The 25,419-nt window shown below is 71.8% G+C and carries 22 protein-coding genes; 13 read left to right on the plus strand and 9 right to left on the minus strand.

Annotated features, from left to right (window positions below; all coding sequences use genetic code 11):
- The first annotated feature begins 2 nt into the window (after nt 1–2).
- Genes sufD through G127AT_RS15725 form a run of 4 tightly spaced genes read left to right on the plus strand, consistent with a single transcriptional unit; the run spans nt 3 to nt 2,665 of the window.
- The gene (gene sufD / locus G127AT_RS15710; protein WP_210898495.1) at nt 3–1,190 is read left to right on the plus strand and encodes a Fe-S cluster assembly protein SufD; all 1,188 of its coding nucleotides are present in this window, start codon (nt 3–5) and stop codon (nt 1,188–1,190) included.
- A complete protein-coding gene (locus tag G127AT_RS15715) occupies nt 1,190–1,516 on the plus strand; it encodes a non-heme iron oxygenase ferredoxin subunit (protein WP_210898496.1) in 327 nt (108 codons plus the stop codon). Before sufD ends, G127AT_RS15715 begins: the two co-directional genes overlap by 1 nt.
- A 48-nt stretch (nt 1,517–1,564) precedes the next feature.
- A complete protein-coding gene (gene sufC / locus G127AT_RS15720) occupies nt 1,565–2,326 on the plus strand; it encodes a Fe-S cluster assembly ATPase SufC (protein ID WP_210898499.1) in 762 nt (253 codons plus the stop codon).
- Nucleotides 2,327–2,335: 9 nt separating this feature from the next.
- On the plus strand, nt 2,336–2,665 hold the full coding sequence (locus G127AT_RS15725; RefSeq protein WP_210898501.1) for a metal-sulfur cluster assembly factor: 330 nt from the start codon (nt 2,336–2,338) through the stop codon (nt 2,663–2,665).
- 73 nt (nt 2,666–2,738) lie between these two features.
- Here G127AT_RS15725 and G127AT_RS15730 read toward each other — a convergent pair whose 3' ends face one another.
- Nucleotides 2,739–4,778: a M3 family metallopeptidase gene (locus tag G127AT_RS15730; protein WP_210898502.1), complete on the minus strand. Its 2,040-nt coding sequence runs from the start codon at nt 4,776–4,778 to the stop codon at nt 2,739–2,741.
- A 49-nt stretch (nt 4,779–4,827) separates the two neighbouring features.
- On the opposite strand from G127AT_RS15730, the gene G127AT_RS15735 reads away from it, so the two are divergent.
- From G127AT_RS15735 to G127AT_RS15745, 3 genes are all read left to right on the plus strand, one after another.
- Entirely contained in the window at nt 4,828–5,661 is an 834-nt protein-coding gene (locus tag G127AT_RS15735; RefSeq protein WP_210898504.1) for a methyltransferase domain-containing protein, read from the plus strand.
- Between the two features lie 102 nt (nt 5,662–5,763).
- Nucleotides 5,764–6,375 (plus strand): ArsR/SmtB family transcription factor, encoded by a 612-nt coding sequence (locus G127AT_RS15740; RefSeq protein WP_210898506.1) that lies wholly within the window; start codon nt 5,764–5,766, stop codon nt 6,373–6,375.
- The gene (locus G127AT_RS15745) at nt 6,372–6,581 is read left to right on the plus strand and encodes a hypothetical protein (RefSeq protein WP_210898510.1); all 210 of its coding nucleotides are present in this window, start codon (nt 6,372–6,374) and stop codon (nt 6,579–6,581) included. Before G127AT_RS15740 ends, G127AT_RS15745 begins: the two co-directional genes overlap by 4 nt.
- A gap of 24 nt (nt 6,582–6,605) precedes the next feature.
- Here the strand turns inward: G127AT_RS15745 and G127AT_RS15750 are convergent, their stop codons facing one another.
- The 7 genes from G127AT_RS15750 to G127AT_RS15780 are packed head-to-tail and all read right to left on the minus strand — an operon-like array spanning nt 6,606 to nt 15,139.
- On the minus strand, nt 6,606–6,833 hold the full coding sequence (locus G127AT_RS15750; protein WP_210898511.1) for a hypothetical protein: 228 nt from the start codon (nt 6,831–6,833) through the stop codon (nt 6,606–6,608).
- Nucleotides 6,833–7,312, minus strand: coding sequence for a GNAT family N-acetyltransferase (locus tag G127AT_RS15755; protein ID WP_210898512.1), 480 nt, complete (start codon nt 7,310–7,312; stop codon nt 6,833–6,835). Before G127AT_RS15755 ends, G127AT_RS15750 begins: the two co-directional genes overlap by 1 nt.
- Nucleotides 7,313–7,325: 13 nt before the next feature.
- Nucleotides 7,326–9,902 carry a valine--tRNA ligase gene (valS, locus tag G127AT_RS15760; protein WP_210898514.1) on the minus strand — a complete coding sequence of 859 codons (2,577 nt, stop codon included), beginning with the start codon at nt 9,900–9,902 and terminating at the stop codon, nt 7,326–7,328.
- A gap of 51 nt (nt 9,903–9,953) precedes the next feature.
- Nucleotides 9,954–11,657 (minus strand): ATP-binding cassette domain-containing protein, encoded by a 1,704-nt coding sequence (locus G127AT_RS15765; protein WP_210898516.1) that lies wholly within the window; start codon nt 11,655–11,657, stop codon nt 9,954–9,956.
- On the minus strand, nt 11,654–12,490 hold the full coding sequence (locus G127AT_RS15770) for an ABC transporter permease (protein WP_210898517.1): 837 nt from the start codon (nt 12,488–12,490) through the stop codon (nt 11,654–11,656). The genes G127AT_RS15765 and G127AT_RS15770 overlap by 4 nt, the downstream gene beginning before the upstream one ends.
- Entirely contained in the window at nt 12,487–13,479 is a 993-nt protein-coding gene (locus G127AT_RS15775; RefSeq protein ID WP_210898519.1) for an ABC transporter permease, read from the minus strand. Before G127AT_RS15775 ends, G127AT_RS15770 begins: the two co-directional genes overlap by 4 nt.
- A 22-nt stretch (nt 13,480–13,501) precedes the next feature.
- Nucleotides 13,502–15,139: an ABC transporter substrate-binding protein gene (locus G127AT_RS15780; RefSeq protein WP_210898520.1), complete on the minus strand. Its 1,638-nt coding sequence runs from the start codon at nt 15,137–15,139 to the stop codon at nt 13,502–13,504.
- 72 nt (nt 15,140–15,211) lie between these two features.
- On the opposite strand from G127AT_RS15780, the gene G127AT_RS15785 reads away from it, so the two are divergent.
- From G127AT_RS15785 to ndk, 5 genes are all read left to right on the plus strand, one after another.
- Nucleotides 15,212–15,817: a TetR family transcriptional regulator gene (locus G127AT_RS15785; RefSeq protein WP_210898521.1), complete on the plus strand. Its 606-nt coding sequence runs from the start codon at nt 15,212–15,214 to the stop codon at nt 15,815–15,817.
- Nucleotides 15,818–16,054: 237 nt separating this feature from the next.
- Entirely contained in the window at nt 16,055–19,363 is a 3,309-nt protein-coding gene (ileS, locus tag G127AT_RS15790; RefSeq protein ID WP_210898523.1) for an isoleucine--tRNA ligase, read from the plus strand.
- Entirely contained in the window at nt 19,360–20,712 is a 1,353-nt protein-coding gene (locus tag G127AT_RS15795) for a bifunctional folylpolyglutamate synthase/dihydrofolate synthase (RefSeq protein ID WP_210898525.1), read from the plus strand. The genes ileS and G127AT_RS15795 overlap by 4 nt, the downstream gene beginning before the upstream one ends.
- Entirely contained in the window at nt 20,709–21,167 is a 459-nt protein-coding gene (locus tag G127AT_RS15800) for a DUF4233 domain-containing protein (RefSeq protein WP_244857629.1), read from the plus strand. The genes G127AT_RS15795 and G127AT_RS15800 overlap by 4 nt, the downstream gene beginning before the upstream one ends.
- Before the next feature lie 39 nt (nt 21,168–21,206).
- Entirely contained in the window at nt 21,207–21,629 is a 423-nt protein-coding gene (gene ndk / locus G127AT_RS15805) for a nucleoside-diphosphate kinase (protein WP_210898529.1), read from the plus strand.
- A 60-nt stretch (nt 21,630–21,689) separates the two neighbouring features.
- Here ndk and G127AT_RS15810 read toward each other — a convergent pair whose 3' ends face one another.
- A complete protein-coding gene (locus G127AT_RS15810) occupies nt 21,690–22,316 on the minus strand; it encodes a vitamin K epoxide reductase family protein (protein WP_210898531.1) in 627 nt (208 codons plus the stop codon).
- A 354-nt stretch (nt 22,317–22,670) separates the two neighbouring features.
- On the opposite strand from G127AT_RS15810, the gene G127AT_RS15815 reads away from it, so the two are divergent.
- Nucleotides 22,671–25,418: an Rne/Rng family ribonuclease gene (locus tag G127AT_RS15815; protein WP_342344045.1), complete on the plus strand. Its 2,748-nt coding sequence runs from the start codon at nt 22,671–22,673 to the stop codon at nt 25,416–25,418.
- Nucleotide 25,419: the final 1 nt, after the last annotated feature.

Here is a 25,419-nt window from a genome sequence, read left to right on the forward strand (position 1 = left end):
GCATGACGAGCACCACCCCCACGACAGCCATGCCCACCGAAGGCCAGCACGGCCTCACGCAGCACTCCGACGGCGGATGGGGCCTCGTACCCGTACAGACCCGTTCCGAGCGGTTCGCGAGCACCGAGGTCGCAGACTTCCCGGCCGTCACCGGTCGCGAGCACGAGTGGAAGCTCTCGCCCGTGGCGACCTTCGCCGACCTCACCGGAGGTGAGCTCGACGGCTCGCGCACGCCGATCGAGACCGTCGACCCCGAAGGCGTCACCGTCTCGTGGATCGGCCGCGACGACGAGCGGATCGGCACCGCCGGCCGCCCCGAGGACCGCGGCAGCGCGAACGCCTGGTCGGGCTTCGCCGAGGCGATGCTCGTCTCGGTCGCCGGCGAGGACGAGAAGATCGCCGTCGTCACCCGCACCGGACTCGGCGAGGCCCCGCGCGGCGCGCACACCGTCATCGAGGCGGCGCCGAACAGTCGCGGACTCATCGTGCTCCGCGGCACGGGCGATGCCCGCCTGGCCGAGAACGTCGAGATCCTCGTCGGCGAAGGCGCGAGCCTGACCGTCGTCTCGCTGCAGGAGTGGAGCGACGACTCGGTGCACCTCGCGAGCCACTTCGCCCGCGTCGGCCGCGACGCCAAGCTCAAGCACATCGTCGTCTCGCTCGGCGGCAAGGTCGTCCGGCTGAACCCCTCGACGCATCTGGCCGAACCCGGCGCAGACATCGAGGCGCTCGGCCTGTACTTCTCCGACGCCGGCCAGCACCTCGAGCAGCAGGTGTACGTGCACCACGACGCCCCGCATACCCGCTCCCGTGTCAATTACAAGGGCGCCCTGCAGGGCGAGGGTGCGCGCAGCGTCTGGATCGGCGACGTGCTCATCGGGCCGAAGGCCACGGGCACCGACAGCTACGAGCAGAACCGCAACCTCGTGCTCACCGACGGCACCCGTGCCGATTCCGTGCCGAACCTCGAGATCGAGACGGGCGACATCGAGGGTGCCGGCCACGCCAGCGCCACCGGTCGCTTCGACGACGAGCAGCTGTTCTACCTGCAGGCACGCGGCATCCCCGAGGACGAGGCGCGCCGTCTCGTCGTGCGCGGCTTCCTCACCGAGATCGTGCAGAAGATCGGCGCCCCCGAGCTCGAGGCTCGCCTCATCGAGGCCCTCGAGGCCGAGCTCCAGGGGGCCTGATGGCGGCGACGCGCGTGTGCGGCATCGACGAGCTCGGGACGAACGAGGCGCAGCGCTTCGTCGTCGACGGTGTGCCGATCGCGGTCGTGAAGGATGCCGAGGGGCAGGTCTTCGCGATCGGCGACACGTGCACGCACGGCGACATCTCGCTGTCCGAGGGCTTCGTGGAAGGCGAGACCCTCGAGTGCTGGGCGCACGGTTCCCAGTTCTCGCTCCGCACCGGCAAGCCCCTGACGCTACCCGCTTACGAGCCCGTGCCCGTCTACGAGGTCGTCCTCGAAGACGGCGGCGTGCTCATCGATCCCGCGGTCACCCTGACCGTCTGACCCGACTTCCGGCCCGACGGCCGGCAACCGAAAGAGACCAGAAGCAACATGTCCGTCCTTGAGATCAAAAACCTCCACGTCAACGTCGAGACCGATCAGGGCACCCGTGAGATCCTCCGCGGTGTCGACCTCGTCATCAACGAGGGCGAGATCCACGCGATCATGGGCCCGAACGGCTCCGGCAAGTCGACCCTCGCGTACACGATCGCCGGCCACCCGAAGTACCAGGTCGTCGAGGGCGAGATCCTCCTCGACGGCGAGAACGTGCTGGAGATGACCGTCGACGAGCGCGCCCGCGCCGGCCTGTTCCTCGCCATGCAGTACCCCGTCGAGATCCCCGGTGTCACGGTCACCAACTTCCTCCGCACCGCCAAGACGGCCATCGAGGGCGAAGCGCCCTCGGTGCGCACCTGGGTGAAGGACGTGCGCGAGTCGATGGCGAACCTCAAGATGGACTCGGCCTTCGCCGAGCGCAACGTCAACGAGGGCTTCTCGGGCGGCGAGAAGAAGCGCAACGAGATCCTGCAGCTCGAGCTCCTGAAGCCGAAGTTCGCCGTGCTCGACGAGACCGACTCCGGCCTCGACGTGGACGCGCTGAAGATCGTCTCGGAGGGCGTGAACCGCGCCCACGAGAACACCGGGCTCGGCATCCTCCTCATCACGCACTACACGCGCATCCTCCGCTACATCAAGCCGGACTTCGTGCACGTGTTCGTCGCCGGCAAGATCGCCGAGCAGGGCGGCCCCGAGCTCGCCGAGCGGCTCGAGGAAGAGGGCTACGACCGCTTCCAGCCCGCACAGCAGGCGTAGGCTGAAGCCATGGTCACCTCACTCGCTCCCGAGCGCTTCGACCAGGTCACCGAGGCGCTGAAAGACGTCATGGACCCCGAGCTCGGCGTGAACGTCGTCGACCTCGGCCTCATCTACGACCTCGGCTGGGACGACGAGAACAACGCGCTCGTCATCCACATGACCCTCACGAGCGCCGGCTGCCCGCTGACCGATGTGCTCGAGGAGCAGACCGCCGAGGCCCTCGACGGCATCGTGGAGGCCTTCCGCATCAACTGGGTGTGGATGCCGCCGTGGGGCCCCGAGCGCATCACCGACGACGGGCGCGACATGATGCGCGCGCTCGGCTTCGCGATCTGAGCTTCGCCCAAGCAGCGCGAGACGTACCTCCGGACGCCCCGGCCCCCCAGAAGGGACCGGGGCGTCCGTCGTCTCAGGCGAGGCCGCGGCGCTCCAGGAGCGGTTCGATGCGGGCATCCCGTCCGCGGAACTCGCGGTAGGCCTCGAGGGGGTCCTTCGATCCGCCGACGCCGAGCACGGTGCGGCGGAACCGTTCGCCGTTCTCACGGGTGAGTCCGCCGTGCTCTTCGAACCATTCGACGGTGTCGGCGTCCAGCACCTCGCTCCAGATGTAGGAGTAATAGCCGGCGTCGTAGCCGCCGGAGAATGTGTGGGCGAAGTACGTCGAGGCGTAGCGGGGCGGCACGAGCGGATCGCCGAGCCCGGCTTCGCGGAGCGCTTCGGCTTCGAAGGCGGCGACGTCGGAGACCTCGTCGTCGGCGGTGATGCGGTGCCAGGCCTGGTCGAGCATGGCGGCCGCGAGGTATTCGCTCGTCTGGAAACCCTCGTTGAACTGCCGGGCGGCGAGCAGCCGGTCGACGAGGTCCTGCGGCATCCGCTCGCCCGTCTCGTGGTGCACGGCGTAGTTGGCGAGGACCTCGGGCCACAGCATCCACATCTCGTTGACCTGGCTCGGGAACTCGACGAAGTCGCGGAACACGTTCGTGCCCGAGAACTTCGGGTACCGGGTGCGGGCGAGGAGGCCGTGCAGGGCGTGGCCGAACTCGTGGAACAGGGTGGATGTCTCGTCGTAGCTGAGCAGGGTCGGTTCGCCGGCGGCGGGCTTCGGCACGTTGAGGTTGTTGACGACGACGGGCAGGGTGCCGAAGAGTTCGGACTGCTCGACGATCGGGTTCATCCAGGCCCCTCCGCGCTTCGAGTCGCGCGTGTACGCGTCGAAGAGGTAAAGCCCGACCTGCTCGCCTTCCTCATCCTGCACCTCGAAGACGCGGACCTCGGGGTGGTAGCCGACGAGGTCGTCGCGTTCGGTGAAGCGCAGCCCGTACAGGCGGCCGGCCGCGTAGAACACGCCGTCGTGCAGGACGCGTTCGAGTTCGAAGTAGGGGCGCATCGCCGCGAGGTCGACGTCGTAGCGTTCGGCGCGGACCTGCTCGGAGAGGTAGGCCCAGTCGGCGGCTTCGACGGCGCGGTCGCCGTTCGCCGCGGCGCGGGCGGCGAGCACCTCGGCCTCGGCGCGGGCGTTGCGGGCCGCGGGTGCCGCGAGGCGTTCGAGCATCGTCCGCACGGCCTCGGGGTTCTTCGCGGTCTCGTCGGCGGTGACGGCGGCGGCGTGGTTCTCGAAACCGAGGAGGCGTGCGCGGCGGGCGCGCAGGGCGACGAGTTCGAGGATCACGGGCCGGTTGTCGTGCGAGCCGGCCCGGGCACCGCGGGCGCGCGAGGCCGCCATGATGCGGTCGCGGACCTCGGGGCGGTCGAGGGCTTCGAGGAAGGGGTGGCCGGTCGGCAGCACGAGGGTGACGAGCCAGCCGTCGAGCCCGCGGGCGACGGCGGCTTCGCGCGCGGCCGAGCGCTGGCCGTCGGAGAGCCCGGCGAGCTCGGACTCGTCGGTGAGGTGCACGGCGAGGTCGTTCGTGTCGGCGAGCAGCTGCTTCTCGAATCTGGCCTGGAGGCTCGAGATGCGCTGGTTGAGCTCGCGCAGCTCGGCCTTGGCTTCTTCGGGGAGGGCCGCGCCGGCGAGGGTGAACTCGGTGTGGTACCGCTCGACGAGGTAGACGGATTCGGCGTCGAGCCCGGAGTCGTGCCGCGCGGCGTGGACGGCGTCGATCCGGGCGAAGAGGGCCGGGTCGAGCCGGATGGCGTCCTGGTGGGCAGCCAGGACGGGGGCGAATTCCTCTTCGAGGGCGGCGATGCCGTCGGTGGAGTCGGCTGAGCTCTGGTTGTAGAACACGAGCAGCGCCCGGTGCAGGGGCCGGCCGCTGCGTTCGAGGGCGAGGAGGGTGTTCTCGAAGCTCGGTGCCTCGGGGTCGTCGACGATCGCGGCGACCTCGGCTCGGTGGGCGGCGATGCCCTCCTGGATCGCGGGGCGGTAGTGCTCCTCGCGGATCTCGGCGAACGGGGGCAGCTGGTAGGGGAGCGGGCTGGGGTCGGCGAAAGGCCGTGGCTCGGGGGGCATTGCTCCACTGTAACGAGCGTGCGGCGGCGGGCGGTCGTAGGCTCGAACCATGTTCGGTGATTCGGATCGTTCGGAGGTCGCCCCCGGCGACCGCTACACGCACGGCTACCACGAGAGCGTGATCCGCACGCATGCGTGGCGCACGGTGGACAATTCGGCGGCGTACCTCGAGGGCTTCCTGCAGCGCGGCTCCCGGGTGCTCGATGTGGGGTCGGGCGCCGGCACGATCACCGTCGACATGGCCCGGCGGGTGGATCCCGGCGAGGTCGTGGGCGTGGACGTCGCGGAGGAGATCGTGGCCCGGGCGAGCGCGCTCGCGGAGGCCGAGGGGCTCGGCAATGTGCGCTTCGAGGTCGGGGACGCGTACGCGCTGGATGCCGGGGACGGCGCATTCGACATCGTGCACGCCCATCAGGTGCTGCAGCATCTGGCGCGGCCGGTGGATGCGCTCCGCGAGTTCCGGCGGGTGCTGAACCCCGACGGCATCCTCGGGGTGCGCGACGTCGATTACGGCGGAGTGATCTGGAACCCGGGGCACCCGGGGCTCGAGCGCTGGCTGGAGCTGTATCGCCGGGTGCATCTCGGCAACGGCGGGCAGCCGGATGCGGGGCGGCGCCTCGTGTCGTGGGTGCGGGCTGCCGGGTTCGAGCGGGTGGATGCCTCGGGCAGCGTGTGGGTGTTCGCCAGCGATGCGGAGCGGGAGTGGTGGGGGTCGTCGTGGGCGGCTCGTGCGACGGACTCGCAGTTCGCGGCGGATGCCGTGGAGACGGGGCGGGCCACGGCGGCGGATCTCCGTGAGATCTCCGATGCGTGGATGCGGTGGGTGGCCGATCCAGACGGCTGGCTGCTGATGCCGCATGCGGAGGTCGTCGCCAGGCCCTGATCAGAGCCGTCTCCGGGCCGGTCTGTGCCAAGAGATATTTGCAAAGCAAACGTTGCAAAGAAGTACTTGCAAAGAGTCCTTTGCACGCGTAGGCTCGCAGTCATGGAAGCCGAGTCGAGGGACCCGCAGACCGAACGAAGCGACGGCATCGCCGGGATCGGCGTCGTCAAGGCCCTTGCGCATCCGGTGCGCTTCGACCTGTTCAACGCGCTCACCGACTTCGGCCCGGCCACGGCGAGCGGACTCGCCGAGCGGCTGGGGGAGTCGAGCGGATCCACGAGCTACCACCTCCGCGAACTCGCCAAGCACGGCCTGGTCCGCGAGGTGGAAGGCCGCGGCACGGCCAGAGAGCGCTGGTGGGAACGCGTGCCCGGGCCGCTGCGCCTTGCGAGCGGCTCCCGCGCCGACCCCGTCGTCCGCGAGGTCTCCGACGAGCTCGTCGATCGCTGGAACGAGCAGCGCGCCGCACAACTCGAGGAGTTCGTCCGCCGCGGCGACGAGGTGCTCGAGCCCGAATGGGCGAGCCTGGCGACCTTCACGACGTCGAGCCTGCGCCTGACCCGCGCCGAGTTCGACGCGCTCATCACCGCCTACGACGCCTGGCTCCAGGAGCAGGTCGCCGAATACCGCGGACGCGACGGGGTGCCCGGCGCCCGTCCCGTCCAGATCCAGTTCAATGCATTCCCGCTCATCGACCGAGGAGCCGCATCATGACATCCTTCACCCCGGCGATCCATGCCGAACGCACGCCCCGACTCGACCGCATCGAACGCGCAGCCGTCGCCATGAGCCTCGCCCTCGAACGCTGGGCCGGCCGCCGCTCCCTCGAACGGATGCGCAGGCTCGAGATGCGCGAAGTCATCGCGCGCGAGCAGAACCGCGCCTTCCAGGACTACGGGATCTGGACCCGCCCACGCTGACCGCAGCCGCCGAAGCGGCCGGGCTCACCAGTCCCCGTCGTCCTCGGCGCCGGATGCCGGATGCGCTGCGCCCGGCATCCGCACCACCGTCCCGTCGTCGGCCTCGACGATCGCGCGACCCTCGAGCCAGGTGAGGGTCCAGGACCCCGCGGCCGCAGCCTCGCGCTCATGGGCGACGATCGCCTCGCGGAGCTCGGCCGGCACACGTGCCGGCGGCTCCTGGCCGAAGGGCCATCTCGTGCCGAGCTGCATCAGTCGGCCTCCTCGGCATCGCCCGCGGTGCTCTCATCTTCGGGCACGCCCGAGGCGAAGACGACGAGGTCCGTGCGGCGGCCGATGCGCTCGGCCAGGCCCAGTGCCGCCTCGTTGCCGGCGGGCACGGCCCAGCCGAACTCGGCGATGCCGGGGCGCGAGCGGGCGTGCTCGAGCAGGGCGGTGCCGATGCCGGCGCGGCGGCGGCCCTCGTCGACGAAGAGATCGTCGACGGTCACGACGAACGAGGCCCTGAGCGCCCGCGGCACGACACGCGAGTGCACGAAGCCGACGAGGGCGCCCTGCTCGTCGAACGCCCCGGCGCCGGTCAGCGGCTCGGCGGGATCCCGCAGCCAGTTCCACACGACGAGCGCCTTCTGGTCGTCGAGGCTCGTTCCCGAGCACCGGCAGTAGACGTCGAAGAGCGGGATCCACGCGAAGAAGTCCTCGTCGCGCAGTTCGCGGATCTCGATGGGCATGGGGCCTCCGGGGTCAGTCGGCGATCTCGAGGACGACGTCGCGCACCTCGAGCGCCTCGGCGGTCTGGAACTCGAGCGCGCCGATGCGCCCCACGGCCGACAGGTCGCCGGCGGCGGCCTCCAGCAGTGCGATCGCCTCGGCGGGCGCGGCGATGACCGCTCGCGAGACGGGGGTCTTCTGCGAGGCCTTCGCGTCGGTCTTCGCGCGGCGGATGCCCGTGAGCGCGGTGCTCGTGAGGCGCAGCAGCTCGGGGCCGGCCACGCCTGCGGCGGCGAGATCGTCCGCGACCGGCCAGGCGGCGCGGTGCACCGAGCCGTCGTGCGACCAGGACCACGCCTCCTCGGCCGCGAAGGCCAGCACCGGGGCGAAGAGCCGGAGGAGCACGTCGAGCGCGGTCTTCAGCGCAGCGACGGCCGAGGCCTGCTCGGGGCTCGCCTCGCCGTAGGCGCGCTCCTTGACGAGTTCGAGGTAGTCGTCGCAGAAGGTCCAGAAGAAGGTCTCGGCGACCTCGAGGGCCCGCGCGTGGTCGTACTGCTCGAGGGCGGTCGTGGCCTGACGGACGACGTCGGAGAGCTCCGCGAGCATGCTGCGGTCCACGGCGACGGTGACCGGGGCATCCGCCGCTCCCGAGAAGCCGAGGATGAACTTCGCGGCGTTCAGCACCTTGATCGCCAGGCGCCGGCCGATCTTCACCTGCGTCGGGTTCTGCACGTCGAAGGAGGCGTCGGTGCCGAGGCGCGCCGAGGCCGCCCAGTACCGCACCGCGTCGGAGCCGTGCTGTTCGAGCAGACCGGCCGGGGTGACGACGTTGCCCTTCGACTTCGACATCTTCTTGCGATCGGGGTCGACGATGAAGCCCGAGATGGCGGCGTGCTGCCACGGCGAGACACCGTCCTCGAGCTCCGCGCGCAGCAGCGTCGAGAACAGCCAGGTGCGGATGATGTCCTGCCCCTGCGGGCGCAGCGAGTAGGGGAACACGAGCTCGAAGAGCTCGGGGTCGCGCTCCCAGCCGCCCGCGAGCTGCGGGGTGAGCGAGGACGTCGCCCAGGTGTCCATGATGTCGTGCTCGCCGACGAAGCCGCCCGGCGTTCCGCGCTGCGACTCGTCGAAGCCGGGCGCCGGCGTCGACGACGGGTCGACCGGGAGCATGTCGCGGGTGGCGACGATGGGCTCCTCGAAGCGGGTCTCGCCATCGGCGTCGACCGGGTACCACACCGGGATCGGCACGCCGAAGAAGCGCTGGCGCGAGATCAGCCAGTCGCCGGTGAGGCCGCCGACCCAGTTCTCGTAGCGCACGCGCATGAAGTCGGGGTGCCATTCGATCTCGCGGCCGCGTTCGAGCAGGCGCTCCCGCAGCCCCTCGTCGCGGGCGCCGTTGCGGATGTACCACTGCCGGGTGGAGACGACCTCGAGCGGGCGGTCGCCCTTCTCGAAGAACTTCACGGGGTGGGTGATCGCCTTGGGCTCGCCGATGAGGTCGCCCGATTCGCGGAGCAGTTCGACCATGCGCTGCTTGGCCGAGAACACGGTCTTGCCGGCGAGCTCGGCGAAGGCCTCGCGGGCCGCCCCGCTCGCCAGCGCCTCGGGGGCTTCGGCGACGATCCGGCCGTCCTTGCCGATGACGGTGCGGTTCGGCAGGTCGAGCTCGCGCCACCACACGACGTCGGTGACGTCGCCGAAGGTGCAGATCATGGCGATGCCGGAGCCCTTGTCGGGCTGGGCGAGGTGGTGGGCGAGCACGGGCACCTCGACGCCGAAGACGGGCGTCGTCACGGTCGTGCCGAAGTACGGCCGGTAGCGCTCGTCGTCGGGGTGGGCGACGAGCGCAACGCACGCCGGCAGCAGCTCGGGGCGGGTCGTCTCGATTTCGATGGTGCCGCCGTCCGGCTTGTGGAACGACACCCGGTGGTAGGCGGCCGGCTGGTCGCGGTCCTCGAGCTCGGCCTGGGCGACGGCGGTGCGGAAGGTCACATCCCACAGGGTGGGGGCGAGCGCCTGATAGGCCTCGCCGCGTTCGACGTTGCGGATGAAGGCGAGTTGCGAGGTGAAGAGCGCCTCGTCGGCGATCGTGCGATACGTCTGCGTCCAGTCGACCGAGAGGCCGAGGCGGCGCCAGAGCGACTCGAACTGCTGCTCGTCCTCGGCGGTGAGCCGCTCGCAGAGTTCGATGAAGTTGCGCCGGCTGATCGGCACCTGGTCGGCGGGCTTGACGGTCTTGCCCTCGGTGCCCTCGAACGGCGGGGTGAAGCAGGCCTCGTACGGCAGCGAGGGGTCGCAGCGCACCCCGTAGTAGTTCTGCACGCGGCGTTCGGTGGGGAGGCCGTTGTCGTCCCAGCCCATCGGGTAGAAGACGTGCTTGCCGGTCATGCGCCGGTAGCGGGCCTGCACATCGGTGTGGGTGTAGGAGAAGACGTGGCCGATGTGGAGCGAGCCGGAGGCCGTCGGCGGCGGGGTGTCGATCGAGTAGAGGCACTCGCGCGTGGCGGCGGTGCGATCGAATCGGTAGGTGCCCTGGTCTTCCCAGACGCCGCCCCAGCGGGCTTCGAGTCCTTCGAGGGCCGGTTTGTCGGGAATGCGCGACGCGGTCATGGGAGCTCCGATTCGATATATGCGGCACCGAGTCCGAAGGGTGCCTGAGTGTCAGATCCCCTCCATCGTACCGAACGGCGGATGCGGATCCGCCGGGGTGCGGATGCGTCGCGGCGCGGCGGCCAGCAGTTCGGCCGTGTACGGGTGGGCGGGCCGGGCGAGGAGGCGCTCGGCCGGCCCGTGCTCGACGATGCGCCCGGCCCGCATGACGGCGATCTCGTCGCTCATGTGGCCGATGACGTCGAGGTCGTGGGAGATGAGGAGGTAGGCGAGGCCCCGCTCCCGCTGGAGCTCGTCGAGGAGGTCGAGCACCCGGGCCTGGACGGTGAGGTCGAGGGCCGAGACGGGCTCGTCGAGCACGAGCACCTCGGGCCGGGCGGCCAAGGCCCGGGCGATCGCGAGGCGCTGCCGCTGCCCGCCCGACAGGCGCGCGGGATGCCGTTCGGCGATCTCGGGGGAGAGTCCGACGGATGCCAGGAGCTCTGCGACCGCCTCGCGGCTGCCCTCGCCGACGCCGGCGCCGCGGGCCCCGAGGGCGTCGCGGAGGGTGTGCCCGGCGCTCCAGCGCGGGTCGAAGGAGCTGTGCGTGTCCTGCGAGACGAGGCCGATGCGTCGCCGCCGTGGCCGGCGTGCGTGTTCGCCGATCCCGCTCCATGGTTCGCCGAAGAGTTCGACCCGGCCGGCGTCGGACTCCAGGAGCCCGAGGGCGAGGCGCGCGATCGTCGTCTTGCCGCTGCCCGATTCGCCGACGATGCCGAGGGTGCGGCCGGCGGCGAGCTCGAGGCTCGCGCCGTCGACGGCGGCTCGCCCCGGGCCGAAGCGCTTCACGACGTGCTCGAGGCGGAGCACGGGGTGCGGGCCGGCGGTTCGCGCGGGCGCGGTGGATGCCGGTGCCCCCTGCTCGGCCGGCGCCGCGGCATCCGCCCCGCCGTCGACGGCGTGCGGGCCGGCATCCGCACCTTGCGGCATGAGCCGGGCCCCGCGCGGTACCCCGCCCGGCAGGGCGGCGAGCAGCGCCCGGGTCTCGGGGGCCTCGGGGGAGGCGAGCACCCGTTCTGTGGGCCCGGCCTCGACGATGCGGCCGTCGTGCATGGCGAGGACCCGGTCGGCGAGCCCGGCGACGACGCCGAGGTCGTGGCTGATCAGCAGCAGCGCCGTACCGGCCGCTTTCAGCCGGGCGAGCTCACCGAGCACGCGGTGCTGCACGACGGCGTCCAGCGCCGTCGTCGGCTCGTCGGCGATGAGGAACGGCGGGTCGAGCGCGATGGCCTGCGCGATGAGCGCCCGTTGCCGGAGGCCCCCCGACAGGGCCCCCGGCAGGAGCTTCGCGCGTTCGGCCGCATCCGGCATCCCGACCCGTTCGAGCAGTTCTACGACGCGTTCGGCGCGCTCGGCCGGGCGAAGCCGCGTGTGCAGCCGGAGCACGTCGCCGATCTCGCGGCCGACGGGCCGCAGCGGGTCGAGGGAGACGAGGGCGTCCTGCAGCACGAGGCCGATGCGGGAGCCGCGGATGCGCCGCCACTCGCGTTCGCCGGCCGCGCGCAGATCGCGGCCCTCGAAGCCGATGCGTTCGGCGCTCACGCGCGCGCCGGGGCCGGCGAGGCCGAGAAGGGAGCGAGCGACGAGCGACTTGCCGGATCCCGATTCGCCGACGAGGGCCGTGCATTCGCCCGGCTCGATCGCGAAGGAGACGTCCTGCACGACGGCGCGGTCGCCGAAGGCGACGCCGAGCCCCGTGACGTCGACGAGGCTCATCGGGGCTCCGTCCCCTCGGCGAGGCGCCGGCCGAGCACCGTGGCCGAGACGATCGTCGCGACGATCGCGAGGCCCGGAACGACCGTCATCCACCACGCCGTCTGGATGTAGGTGCGGCCGGCGTTCAGCATCGCCCCCCACTCCGGCGCCGGGGGCTCGGCACCGAGCCCGAGGAAGCTGAGGGTCGCCGCCCACACCACGGCCTGCCCGATGCCGAGGGTGGCGAGCACGAGGAGGCGGCGGGCGAGGTTCGGCAGGATCGTGCCGGCGACGATGCGCCATGGGCCGCGGCCGAGCACCCGGGCGGCCTCGACGTATCCGGTGGAGCGCAACTGCATGACCTGGCCGCGGATGATGCGCGCATAGCCGGGCGCGGTCGAGAGCCCGACCGCGATCGTCGCGGTGAGCGGGCCCGGGCCGGCCAGCACGATCACGAGGAGCGCGAGCAGCAGCCCGGGGAAGGCGAAGAGCACCTCGAGCAGGCGGCCGACCGCGAAATCCGCGGCCCGGCCGCCGAGGCCCGCGGCCAGGCCGAGCGGGATCGCGATCGACAGCCCGATCGCGGTCGCCGCGACGCCGATGAGGAGCGAGGAGGCCGCGCCGTGCACGAGGCGCGTGTACAGGTCGCGGCCCGATTCGTCGGTGCCGAGCCAGTGCGCCGGCCCCGGCGGGGTGAACGCTTCGGCGGGGCTGATCGCGAGCGGGTCGCCGGGGGCGAGGAGGCCGGGGGCGAGGCAGGCCAGCACGAGGGCGACGGCGAAGGCGCCCGCGAGCGCCTCCGGCACCCGCGTCGTGCGGATGCGGCGGGAGGCGGATGCGGTGAGCGCGCTCATCCTGCCGGCTCCGATCGCAGGCGCGGGTCGAGCACGAGGCTCACGGCATCGGCGAGGATCGTGATGAGGATGTATGCGAGCGCGACGACGATGACGATGCCCGTGACGAGGGGCACGTCGCGGCCCGTGACGGCCTGCACGAGGGAGCGGCCGAGGCCGGGGCGGGCGAAGACGGTCTCGACGACGACCGCCCCGCTCACGAGGTAGCCGAAGGCCCACGCCGACAGGTCGACGCCGGCGACGGCGGCGTGGCGGATGCCGTGGCGGATCCGCACCCCGAGCCCGCTCTCGCCGCGGGCGCGCGCCGACAGCGCGAACGGCGAGGCGAGGGCGTCGAGCAGAGAGGTGCGCATGACCTGGGCGAGGAAACCGGCGACGGGGATCGCGAGGGTCAGCACCGGCAGCACGAGGCCGGCCGCGGTGCCCGTCGACACCGGCGGCAGCCAGCCGAGCCCCGTCGAGAACAGGGCGATGAGCACCGCGGCCAGCCAGAACTGGGGCAGGGCTGCGGCGACCGTCTCGATCGCCCCGCCGACCGCGGCGGCGAAGCGGCCGCCCTGCGTCGAGAACAGCGCGAGGCCGAGGGCGATCGCCCAGCCGGCGGCGAGGGCGAGGACGGCGAGCAGCAGGGTGCCGCCGAGCTGGGCGGCGATGACGTCGCCGACCGGCATCCGCAGCGCATAGGAGGTGCCGAGGTCGCCGCCGGCGAGCCGCACGAGCGCGGCGAGGTACTGCTCGCCGAGCGGCCGGTCGAGGCCGTGCTCGGCGCGGACGAGGGCGAGCGCCTCCGGGCCGGCCTGGGATCCGGGGCCGCCGAGGATCGCGAGCGCCGGGTCGCCGGGGACGAGCCGCACCGCGAAGAAGGTGATCGTCACGACCGCCCACAGCACGAACACCGCACCGCCGGCGCGGGCGAGCACGCGCAGCCCGAGCCGGCCCCGGCGGGCCCGGAGGCCGCCGGAGCCGGTGGGGACGGCCAGCGCCGTCATGCCGGCCGCCGGGGGCGCCGGGTCATCCGGCGAGCTTCGCGTCGAGGAACGTCGGCGTCGAGACCGTCGGCATCGCCCGCACCCCGGTCAGTTCGGCACGGTGCAGGAAGTGGTTCTGCTGGTCGTAGATCGGCAGCAGGCGGTAGTTGGCGAGGAGGCGCTGCTGCACCTGCTCGTAGAGGGCGGCACGCTCGTCGGGGCCCTGCGAGGCCGAGGCCGCGTCGAGGGCGGCGTCGATCTCGGGGTCGCGCACCTGGGCGAGGTTCGCGAAGTAGCCGCTCGGGGCGGGCGCCGTCGAATCGGAGTGGTAGACGATGCGCAGCACGTCGGGGCCGACCTTCGTGTAGGGGGCGCTGACGAGCTCGTACTCGTTCGCGGCGAGGGCCGCGTACCAGCTGGAGAGGTCCATGAGTTCGATGCGCACGTCGAAGCCGACGGTCTTCGCGCCCGCGGCGAGCTGCTCGAAGAGCGACTGCTCGGCGGCGACCGACTGATTGGTGCTGACGGGGAAGCGGAGTTCGAGGCGTGCGCCGTCCTTCATCCGGGTGCCGTCGTCGTCCCGGTCGGTCCACCCGGCTTCGTCGAGGAGCCGGCCGGCCGCCTCGGGGTCGACCTCGAAGAGAGAGGCGTCGCCGTATGCGAGCGGTTCGGCGCTCGACAGCGGCGAGGAGGAGCGGGCGGCGGTGTCGAAGAAGAGGCCGGCGATCGCGGCATCCACGTCGACGGCACGGACGAAGGCCTCGCGCACGCGCACGTCGTCGAAGGGCGCCTGGCCGCCGTTGAACTCGATGCGGTTGGACGCACCTGGCCGCGGGGCGTCGAGTTCGACGATGCCCGCGGCCTCGTCGGCCTGGGCGATCGTATCGGGCTGGGCGTTGTCGATGATGTCGACCTCGCCGGCCTGCAGGGCCGCGTAGCGGGTGGCTGCGTCGGCGATGAAGCGCCACTCGATGCCGGCGAGGTATGCGGGGCCGTCGTGGCCGGCGTCGGCGGGGGCGGATGCGTAGTCGTCGTTGCGGGTGAAGACGATGCGGTCCTGCTTGACCCAGTCCTCGACGACGAAGGGGCCGGTGCCGATGGGGGCGAGGCAGTTCGCGTCGGTGCCGCGGGCGATGCCGGCCGGCGACTGGATCGCCGTCCAGGGCTGGGCGAGGGATTCGAGCAGGGCGCTGTCGGGTGCGCTCAGGTGGAAGCGTGCGGTGCCGGCATCCACCGCCTCGACCGAGGCGACCTTCGCGACGGCGAGGTAGCCGGTCGAGGAGGCCGTCTCCGGGTCCTGCAGGTGCTCGATGTTGGTCTTGACGGCCTCGGCGTCGAACGGGGTCCCGTCGGTGAACTCGATGCCGTCGCGCAGCTCGAACTCCCAGCTGAGGCCGTCGCCAGAGACCTTCCACGACTCGGCGAGCCAGGGGATGATCTCGCCGGACGCGTCGCGGGAGACGAGCGATTCGAGGAACTGTGTGGCCGCGAGGGCCTGCGGGTAGTTGCCGCCGACGTGCGGATCGAGGCAGGTGGGCTCGGCGTCGCCGCTGGCGTAGACGAGGATGCCGCCGTCGGCCGCTTCGGGGCCCTCGGCGGTCTGGGCGCAGCCGGCGGTCGCGGCGAGGAGGCCGGCGGCGAGGGCGGCGCCCGGCAGGAGCCGGGTTCTGGTGCGGGGCATGGTTCTCCTCGGGTGGGCGGATTCGCGGGTTTCAGTACTCGGTCCAACAACGTGGATGCCGATAATGATCCTATGACGAATCCGCCGGCCCCCGGGCGCCCCCGCGCCTCCTCGAGACGCGACCTCGAAGACGCCGCCGCCGAACTCTTCCTCGAACAGGGCTACGCCCGCACCACCATCGGCGACATCGCCCGCCGCGCCGGCGTCGGCCGCAACACCTTCTTCAACTACTTCGACGCGAAATCCGACCTCCTCTGGCTCGACTTCGACGAAACCGCCGCAGCCCTGCCCGACGCCCTCGACGCCGCCCCCGCCGACCTCGACCCCATGCCGGCCCTCGCCGCCGCCGTCCGGGAGCTCGCCGCCCGCCACCCCGCCACCGCCGTGCCCATCGCCCTCAGCCAGCACGAATCCATGGACACCCTCGAGGAGTTCCGCGCCGCCGGCCTCGAACGCTTCGTCCGCCTCGCCGGATCCTTCGCCGGCTTCCTCGCCGCCCGCATCGGCCGGAGCCCCCGCGAACTCGACATCGCCGCAGCCGCGTCCGCGCTCGCCGCCGCCATCGCCGCCGGCGCCGGCGCCTGGGCGCTCGCCGGCGTCGGCCGCGGCCCCCTCACCGCATACCTCGACCGCGCCGTCGCCCCCGTCGTCGCCGGCTACGGGCCCGCGATCCGCTGACCGCGACGACCATCCGCGTCCGATAAGCTGGACGCCAACGGCGTCGATCCGGCCATCACCGGGGAGTCTTCGGAAGAACGGCGGCCTCGGCCGCCCACTAGAACCGAACGGGGCAGGCCCGTCATAGCCGGAGAAGAGCGGCGGTCGCCCAGGCGGCCGCAAGCGGGGTGGTACCGCGACGGGCTTCCGCAGGAACCCGGCGTCCTCGTGGAAACGTCCGATCCAGGAGCCAGCGCGTTGTACCCCAAGGACCAATCGCCCGAAGACGCCCGAGGCGTCGTCCCCTCGCCGAGCTTCCCCGCCGTCGAGGCCGGCATCCTCGCGTTCTGGAAGCAGGACGACACCTTCCAGGCATCTGTCGACGAGCGCGAAGGCGCATCCGAATGGGTCTTCTACGACGGCCCGCCCTTCGCCAACGGGCTGCCGCACTACGGGCACCTGCTCACCGGCTACGCCAAGGACGTCTTCCCCCGCTTCCAGACCATGCGCGGCCACCAGGTGCACCGCCGCTTCGGCTGGGACACCCATGGCCTGCCCGCCGAGCTCGAGGCCGAACGCCAGCTCGGCATCACCGACAAGTCCGAGATCGAGGCGATGGGCATCGCCGAGTTCAACGAGGCAGCCCGCGCCTCCGTGCTCCGCTACACCGAGGAGTGGCAGGACTACGTCACCCGCATGGCTCGCTGGGTCGACTTCGAGAACGACTACAAGACCCTCGACGTCACCTACATGGAATCCGTCGTGTGGGCCTTCAAGCAGCTGCACGAGAAGGGCCTCGCCTACGAGGGCTACCGCGTGCTGCCGTACTGCTGGCGCGACCAGACGCCGCTGTCCAACCACGAACTGCGCATGGACGACGACGTCTACAAGATGCGCCAGGACCAGACCGTCACCGTCACCTTCCCCCTCACCGGGCCGAAGGCCGAGACCCTGGGCCTCACCGCCGTCCGTGCACTCGCCTGGACGACCACGCCGTGGACCCTGCCGACGAACCTCGCCCTCGCCGTCGGCCCCGACATCGCCTACGCCGTCGTCCCCGCCGGCCCCGCGGGGACCCCGGATGCGACCGTGCTGCGCGAGCGCGCGGGCGCCGGCGCCGATGCCCAGGTGCTCGGCGGCGAATACCTGATCGCCGTCGACCGCGTCGGCGACCACGCGAAGGACCTCGGCTACGCATCCGCCGACGAGGCGCGCGCCGCGATCACCCGAACCATCCCCGGCCGCGAGCTCGAAGGGATCAGCTACGACCGCCTCTTCGACTACTACGCCGAGCGGGACGGGCTCGAAGACGCGTGGCGGATCCTCCTCGCCGACTACGTCACCACCGAGGACGGCACCGGCCTCGTGCACCTCGCGCCCGCCTACGGCGAAGAGGATCAGCGGGCCTGCGAAGCCGCCGGCATCCCCGTCGTCCTCTCCCTCGACGACGGCGGGCACTTCCTGCCCGAGGTCACCGACGTCGCCGGCATGCTCTGGAGCGACGCCAACAAGCCGCTCACGCAACTGCTGAAATCCGAGGGGCGCCTGCTCCGCCAGGCCAGCTACGAGCACTCCTACCCGCACTGCTGGCGGTGCCGGAACCCGCTCATCTACAAGGCCGTCTCGAGCTGGTTCGTGCGGGTCAGCGAGTTCCGCGACCGCATGGGCGAGCTGAATCAGGGCATCACTTGGGTGCCCGAGAACGTCAAGGACGGCCAGTTCGGCAAGTGGGTCGCCGGCGCCCGCGACTGGTCGATCAGCCGCAACCGCTACTTCGGCTCCCCGATCCCGGTGTGGAAGAGCGACGACCCCGCCTACCCGCGGGTCGACGTCTACGGCTCCCTCGCCGAGCTCGAGGCCGACTTCGGGCGCCTGCCGGTCAACCGCGCCGGCGAACCCGACCTGCACCGCCCCTACATCGACGAGCTCACCCGCCCGAACCCCGACGACCCGACGGGGCGCTCGACGATGCGCCGCATCCCCGACGTGCTCGACGTCTGGTTCGACTCGGGATCCATGCCCTTCGCCCAGGTGCACTACCCGTTCGAGAACCGCGAGTGGTTCGACACGCACAACCCCGCCGACTTCATCGTCGAGTACATCGGGCAGACCCGCGGCTGGTTCTACGTCATGCACGCCCTGTCGACGGCGCTCTTCGACCGTCCGGCGTTCGAGAACGTCGTCAGCCACGGCATCGTCCTCGGCAGCGACGGGCAGAAGATGTCGAAGAGCCTGCGCAACTACCCGGACGTCGCCGAGGTCTTCCAGCGCGACGGCTCCGACGCCATGCGCTGGTTCCTCATGTCGAGCCCGGTGCTGCGCGGCGGCAACCTCATCGTCACCGAGGAGGGCATCCGCGAAGGCGTCCGCCAGGTCATGCTGCCGCTGTGGAGCACCTGGTACTTCTTCTCCCTGTACGCCAACACGGCCCGCCCCGGCGGCTACGACGCGGTGCGGCGCACCGACTCCGACGACGTCCTGGACCGCTACCTGCTTGCCAAGACCGGCGAGCTCGTGACCGCGGTCACCGCCGACCTCGAGGCCTTCGACACGACCCTGGCCTCGCAGAAGCTCCGCGACTTCGCCGATGTGCTCACGAACTGGTACGTGCGGCGCTCCCGCGACCGGTTCTGGTCCGGCGTCGGCGACGACGGTTCGGGCACGGAGGCGTTCGACACCCTGTACACGGTGCTGGAGACCTTCACCCGCCTGGCCGCCCCCTTGCTGCCGCTCGTCAGCGAGCAGGTCTGGCGCGGCCTCACCGGCGGTCGCAGCGTGCACCTGACCGACTGGCCGGACGCGGCCGCGTTCCCCGCCGACGACGAGCTCGTGGCCGCGATGGATGCCGTCAGGCAGACCTCCTCCGCGGTGCTCGCGCTCCGCAAGCAGTCCGGCAAACGTGTCCGCCTCCCGCTCGCCTCGCTCACCGTCGTCGCCGACGGCACCGCCGCGCTCGCACCGTTCGAGGGCATCCTCCGCGAGGAGCTGAACGTCAAAGCGGTCGAACTCGTACCGCTCGCCGCCGACAGCGCCGAACGCTTCGGCGTGACCAAGCGCCTCACGGTCAACGCCCGGGCCGCCGGGCCCCGCCTCGGCAAGTCGGTGCAGACGGCGATCAAGGCCGCCCGCGCCGGCGACTGGAGCGTCGACGGCGACACCGTCACCGCCGGCGGTATCGGCCTCGAAGCCGGCGAGTACGAGCTCGTGCTCGAGGCCGGTTCGGCCGATGACGGCAGCGCCCTCGCCCTGCTGCCTGGCGGCGGCTTCGCGATCCTCGACACCCGCACGACGCCCGAGCTCGAAGCCGAAGGGCTCGCACGCGACGTCATCCGCGCCGTGCAGGACGCCCGCAAGGCCGCAGGCCTCGACGTCGGCGACCGCATCCGCCTGAGCCTCGTGCTCGACGGGCCGGGCGCCGCCGCGGCATCCGCCCACGAAGCCCTCATCGCCGGCGAGACCCTCGCGAGCGAACTCCACGTCGCCGCAGGCGAGCTCACCCGGCAGAGCGCCGGCGCCAAGCCCGTCGGCGACGACTCGGCCCTGACCATCACCTTGGAGCGCGCATGACCGACGAACACCGCGAGGCCGCCGACGCGGTCTACGAGGCGCTGCTGGGCCGCATCGGCGAGGCCGACCCCCGCCCCAGGCTCGAACCCACCCGCCGGGCCGTCGAACTCCTCGGCGATCCGCACCGCGCCGCACCCGTGATCCACATCACGGGCACGAACGGCAAGACCTCCACGGGGCGGCTCATCGAATCGATCCTGCGCGCCCACGAACTGCGCACCGGCACGCTCACGAGCCCGCACCTCGAACGCTTCACCGAACGCATCCGCATCGACGGGGAGCCGATCTCCGACGAGGCCGTGGCCCGCAACTGGGCCGACATCGAGCCCTACATCGGGATGGTGGATGCCGAACTCGCCGCCCGCGACGAGGCACCGCTGACCTTCTTCGAGGTGCTCACGGTGCTCGCCTTCGCCGCCTTCGCCGACGCCCCCGTCGACATCGTCGTGCTCGAGGTCGGGATGGGCGGCGAATGGGACTCGACGAACGTCGCCGACGCCCAGGTCGCCGTCTTCACCCCCATCGACCTCGACCACCAGGCCAGGCTCGGCCGCACGATCGAGGAGATCGCGCGCACCAAGTCCGGCATCATGAAGCCCTCGGCGGCCGTCGTCAGCGCCGCGCAGCGGCCCGAGGCGCTCGCCGTGCTCGAGGAGGCGGCACGCCTGACCGAGTCGAGCCTGGCCGTCGAAGACCGAGACTTCGGCGTCATCGAGTCGAAGGTCGCCGTCGGCGGCCAGCTCGTCTCGGTCCGCGGGCTCGCAGGCGAATACCGGGATCTGCTCCTGCCGCTCTTCGGCCGGCATCAGGCCGAGAACGCGGCCGTCGCGATCGCGGCCGTCGAATCGTTCCTCGGCGCCGGAACGGTCGCCCTCTCGAACGAGGTGCTGGAGGCGGGTCTTGCGGCATCCACGTCCCCGGGCCGCCTGCAGCCGATCGGCACCGAGCCGACCGTGCTCGTGGATGCCGCCCACAACCCCCACGGTGCGCACGCCCTCGTGGCCGCGCTCGAGGAGTTCTTCGAGTTCGATTCGCTCGTGATCGTGCTCGGGATCGTCGCCGGCAAAGATGCCGCCGGCATCGTCCGCGAACTCGCGAAGACCGGGGCGGACTTCATGGTCACGCAGTCCGAGTCCGATCGTTCGATCCCGGCCGATGAACTCGCCGCGATCGTCGCGGCCGAGGCGGGCCGCGAACGGGTGCGCGTCGAGGAACGTTCCGACGATGCGATCGACGAGGCCAGGCGGATCGCCGCCGAACGCGGGGGAGCGGTGCTCGTGACCGGCTCCATCGTGCTCGTCGGCGAGATCATCGCCCAGGCCGCCGACCGCGGATGGGGCAACGCATGAACGGGCGTTCGGCCGTCGCGAGCCTCGGCGCGATCGTGCTCGTCTTCGAGATGCTCGTCGTGTTCCTGGCCGCTCTCGTGATCTGGGGGCTCGCGCCGGCGCCGTTCGGCGACGGCGGCATCCCGTCCTGGGTCGCGCTCGCGGGCGGCGGCGTGTTCCTCGTGCTCATGGTCGTGACCATGCGCCTGCTGCCTCGCAGCTCCGCGATCATCCTCGGCTGGGTGCTGCAGGGCCTGCTGGTCCTGGCCGGCTTCCTGAACCCGGCGCTGTTCGTCGTCGGCGCCCTCTTCGGCGGCATGTGGTGGTACTGCATGGTCACCGGAGCGCGCCTGGACCGCCAGAGCGCAGAGGCGCGCGCCGCCGAAGCAGCCGAAGCCGCCGACCGACCCTCAGCCGACGACACGCCCGCCGACGACGCGCCGGGCGACGATGCGCCGGGCCGACCCGCCGACTGATCCGTCCCCGATCCATCGCCCCACCGGAAGGAACCACCGATGACCACACCGATCGAAGAAACCCTCGTCCTCGTCAAGCCCGACGGGGTCGCCCGCAACCTCACGGGCGAGATCCTGCGCCGCATCGAGGCGAAGGGCTACTCGCTCGTCGACCTGAAGCTGCTGCAGGCCGACCGCGAACTGCTCGCCGAGCACTACGCCGAGCACGAGGGCAAGCCCTTCTACGAGCCCCTCATCGAGTTCATGGAGTCGGGCCCGATCGTCGCGATGCGCGTGGCCGGCAACCGCGTCATCGAAGGCTTCCGGGTGCTGGCCGGCACGACCGACCCGACGACGGCCGCGCCCGGCAGCATCCGCGGCGACTTCGGCCGCGACTGGGGGCTCTCGGTGCAGCAGAACCTCGTGCACGGTTCCGACTCGCCTGAGTCGGCCGCGCGCGAGCTCGCCCTCTGGTTCTCCTGATCGTCCGCGGGCGGATGCCGTGGCGTGCCGGGGAGCCGGCGTCGCGGCATCCGCTCCGTCTCAGCCGAAGAGGTTCTGCAGGTCGATGAGCACCCGCGGGATGGCGTTCATCCGCGCCTGCGCGAGGATCACGACGACCGCGTAGGCGACGACGGTGATGAGCGGCACCCACTTCAGCAGGGTGCCGCCGATGCGGCGCACGCGCTCGGAGCCGCCGAAGCGGCCTTCGCGCAGGTTGTAGAGGGTGACGGCGAAGAACGCCGGGATCGTCACCGCCCAGGTGACCATGCACCAGGGGCAGAGCACGTCGAGCACGTAGATCGACTGCTGGATGAGCCAGCAGACGAGGCCGAAGGCGAAGAGCAGGCCGGCGTTGAAGACGAGCCAGTACCAGCGGGCGAAGCGCGCCCCGGCCAGGAGGCTCATGCCGACGACGATGACCGCCGGCCAGGCCATGAGGCCGAGGAACGGGTTCGGGAAGCCGAACACGGAGCCCTGCTCACTCGCGAGATTCACGCTGCAGCCGACGAGCACGCCCACGTTGCAGGAGGGGACGTGGGTCGGATCCTCGAGGGTCAGCACCTTCTCGAGCGAGAGTTCGAAGGCCGCGAGCAATCCGATCGCCCCGGCGATCACGAGGAACACGGCGAAGGCGACGGGGCGGCGGGTCGGGCTCTGCTCGGGCATGGCTCGATTCTGGCACGCCGTGCCCGCCCGTATGCAGCACTCCGTGCGATAATGGGAGCAGTCGTCCGGGCCGCGCCCGGTCGACGCCGATGAAGGCTTCGAGATGCGCACAGCATCCGTGATGCGGCGAGCACGCCGCGAAGATGTGGCGACCCGGGTGACCCCGCAGGTCGCAGAGACGTGAAGGATTCGCGATCCGCCGAGGCGGACCGCACGAGATGGCCGGGATCGGACGGCGCGGTCGCCGAACCCCGGCATAGGAGTGCACCAGCGATGGTGGAAGGCAACGACAGACGAAGCAACGAACCCGAACCCCGCACCGACGCCACGGATGCCCCCCGGAGACGGGGTCGCGTGTTCGGGCGGCGCGCGCGGGTGAAGGCGGGCGAGGCGAACCCCGCGGTGGATGCCGCGGCGCAGCCCGAAGCGGCCGCGCAGCCCGAGCCGGCCGCGCCCGTCGAGACGGCGCAGGCCGAGACGGAGCAGTCGCAGACCGCGGCCGAGCGCGCATCGGCTCCGGCCGAGCCCGGCCGGCCCGAGACCGCTGACGGCGCCCCGACGAGCGACGAGACGGCGCCCGCCACGGTCGGCACCGAGGCCGCGGACGCGACGCGCGCCGAGGGCGCGGGCGAGCCCGCAGCCGAGGGCGCTTCCGAGCAGCCGGGTGCCGCGGCATCTACCGCTGCCACCGCAGCCGAGCCGAAGGCAGCCGCACCGGCCCCCGCCGAGCCGGTCTCGCCGATCCCGGCGGTGCTCACGACCACCTCGCTCATCTTCCATGCGCCCCCGGCGCTGCCCGAGCCCGCGCCGCGCGAGGAGCGTGGCGGCCGGGGCGGCCAGGGCGACGCGCCCGAGGAGGCCTCGAGCGTGCGCCGCCGCGCCCGCCGCCGCAGCGGCGAGGAGGAGCGGCAGCAGGGCGACGAGCCGGCCAACACGGTCGTGAAGGTCCGCAAGCCCCGCGAGCCCGAGCTCATCACCGAGCCCCAGAAGGTCAAGGGCTCCACGCGCCTCGAGGCCAAGAAGCAGCGCCGCCGCGACGGTCGCGACGCCGGCCGTCGCCGTGCGGTCATCACCGAGGCCGAGTTCCTCGCCCGGCGTGAGGCCGTCGACCGCACCATGGTCGTCCGGCAGAAGCAGAATCGCATCCAGATCGGTGTTCTGGAAGACGGCGTGCTCGTCGAGCACTACGTCGCGCGCAACCAGGATGCCTCGCTCATCGGCAACGTGTACCTCGGCCGCGTGCAGAACGTGCTGCCGTCGATGGAGGCCGCCTTCGTCGACATCGGCCGTGGCCGCAACGCGGTGCTCTACTCGGGCGAGGTCGACTGGGATGCGGCCGCCGAGCACGGCGAGAAGAACCAGCCGCGCCGCATCGAGCTGGCCCTGAAGCCGGGCGACCGTGTGCTCGTGCAGGTCACGAAGGACCCGGTCGGCCACAAGGGCGCCCGTCTCACGAGCCAGGTGTCGCTGCCCGGCCGCTACCTCGTGTACGTGCCGAACGGATCCATGAACGGCATCAGCCGCAAGCTTCCGGACACCGAGCGCGCCCGTCTGAAGAAGATCCTGAAGGAAGTCCTGCCCGAGAACGTCGGCGTCATTGTGCGCACGGCAGCCGAGGGGGCGACCGAGGAGCAGCTGACGCGCGACGTCAACCGCCTCATCGCGCAGTGGGCCGACATCTCGACGCAGGTCGAGAAGGCGCAGGCTCCGGCACTGCTGCACTCGGAGCCCGATCTGCTCGTGAAGATCGTCCGCGACGTCTTCAACGAGGACTTCCACAGGATGGTCATCGCCGGCGACGAGGCGCGGGGCACGATCGAGAAGTACCTCGGGCAGGTCGCCCCGGATCTCCTCGACCGTGTGGAGGCGTACACGGGCGACCGCGACGTCTTCGACGAGTTCCGCATCACCGAAGGCATCGAGAAGGCCCTCGACCGGAAGGTGTGGCTGCCCTCGGGCGGTTCGCTCATCATCGACCGCACCGAGGCGATGACGGTCATCGACGTCAACACGGGCAAGTTCGTCGGCTCCGGCGGCAACCTCGAGGAGACGGTCACGAAGAACAACCTCGAGGCCGCCGAGGAGATCGTCCGCCAGCTGCGCCTGCGCGACATCGGCGGCATCATCGTCGTCGATTTCATCGACATGGTCCTCGAGTCCAACCGGGATCTCGTGCTGCGCCGCCTCGTCGAGTGCCTCTCGCGCGACCGCACGAAGCACCAGGTCGCCGAGGTCACCTCCCTCGGCCTCGTGCAGATGACCCGCAAGAAGCTCGGCCTCGGGCTCCTCGAGTCGTTCAGCGAGCCGTGCGAGGTGTGCGCGGGCCGCGGCATCATCGTCCACCACGACCCCGTCGCCAAGCACCGCTCCTCGCAGCAGGTCGAGCGCCGCGGTCGCGGCCGCGGAGGATCCGGTGGGTCCTCCAACGCGAACCAGAACGCGCAGAAGCCGGCCGAGAAGCCCGGCAACGGCAACGGCACGCACGCGATCACCGAGGACGCCAAGAACGCCCTCGCGCAGATCGCCGCATCGACCATCCCCGGAGATGCGAAGTCCGAGGCCCAGGGCGCGGATACCGCGGCCGCCGACACCCAGGCCCAGCCCGAGTCAGGCGCGACCCCCGACGCACAGCCCGCGGCCCAGCAGGAGGGCGGGCGTTCCCGCCGCCGCGGACGCGGGCGCCGAGCGAGCGGCGGCGGCTCCGCAGAGGCCGGCGAGGGCGCACCGGAGGCCGCTTCCGCCGAGAAGGCGCGGGATGCGGCATCCGCACCCGAGCCCGCCGCCGGCGCCGAGCAGGAGCCGGCCGCGACCGCCGCGACCGCGGCATCCGTCGAGCCGGCATCCGTCGATTCCGCGGCACCCGCGTCGGGCGAAGAGTCCGCACCGGCCGTGCCGGTGCTCGAGCTGCCCGCACCGGCCGCCGCACGGCGCCGCGCACCGCGCAGCCCCGATGCGGACGTGCTGCTCGGTTCGGTGCTCGACGCCCTGCCGGCCCCCAAGGAGCCGGGCACGGGCCGCGCGAAGCGCCGCCGGGTGAGCACCGCGATCACCTCGACGGGCGACGCGCCCGTCATCACCCGCGCCGGCGACGGCGAGGCGTGAG

Origin of the sequence: Agromyces archimandritae (genome assembly GCF_018024495.1) — a bacterium.
Lineage (GTDB): Bacteria > Actinomycetota > Actinomycetes > Actinomycetales > Microbacteriaceae > Agromyces > Agromyces archimandritae.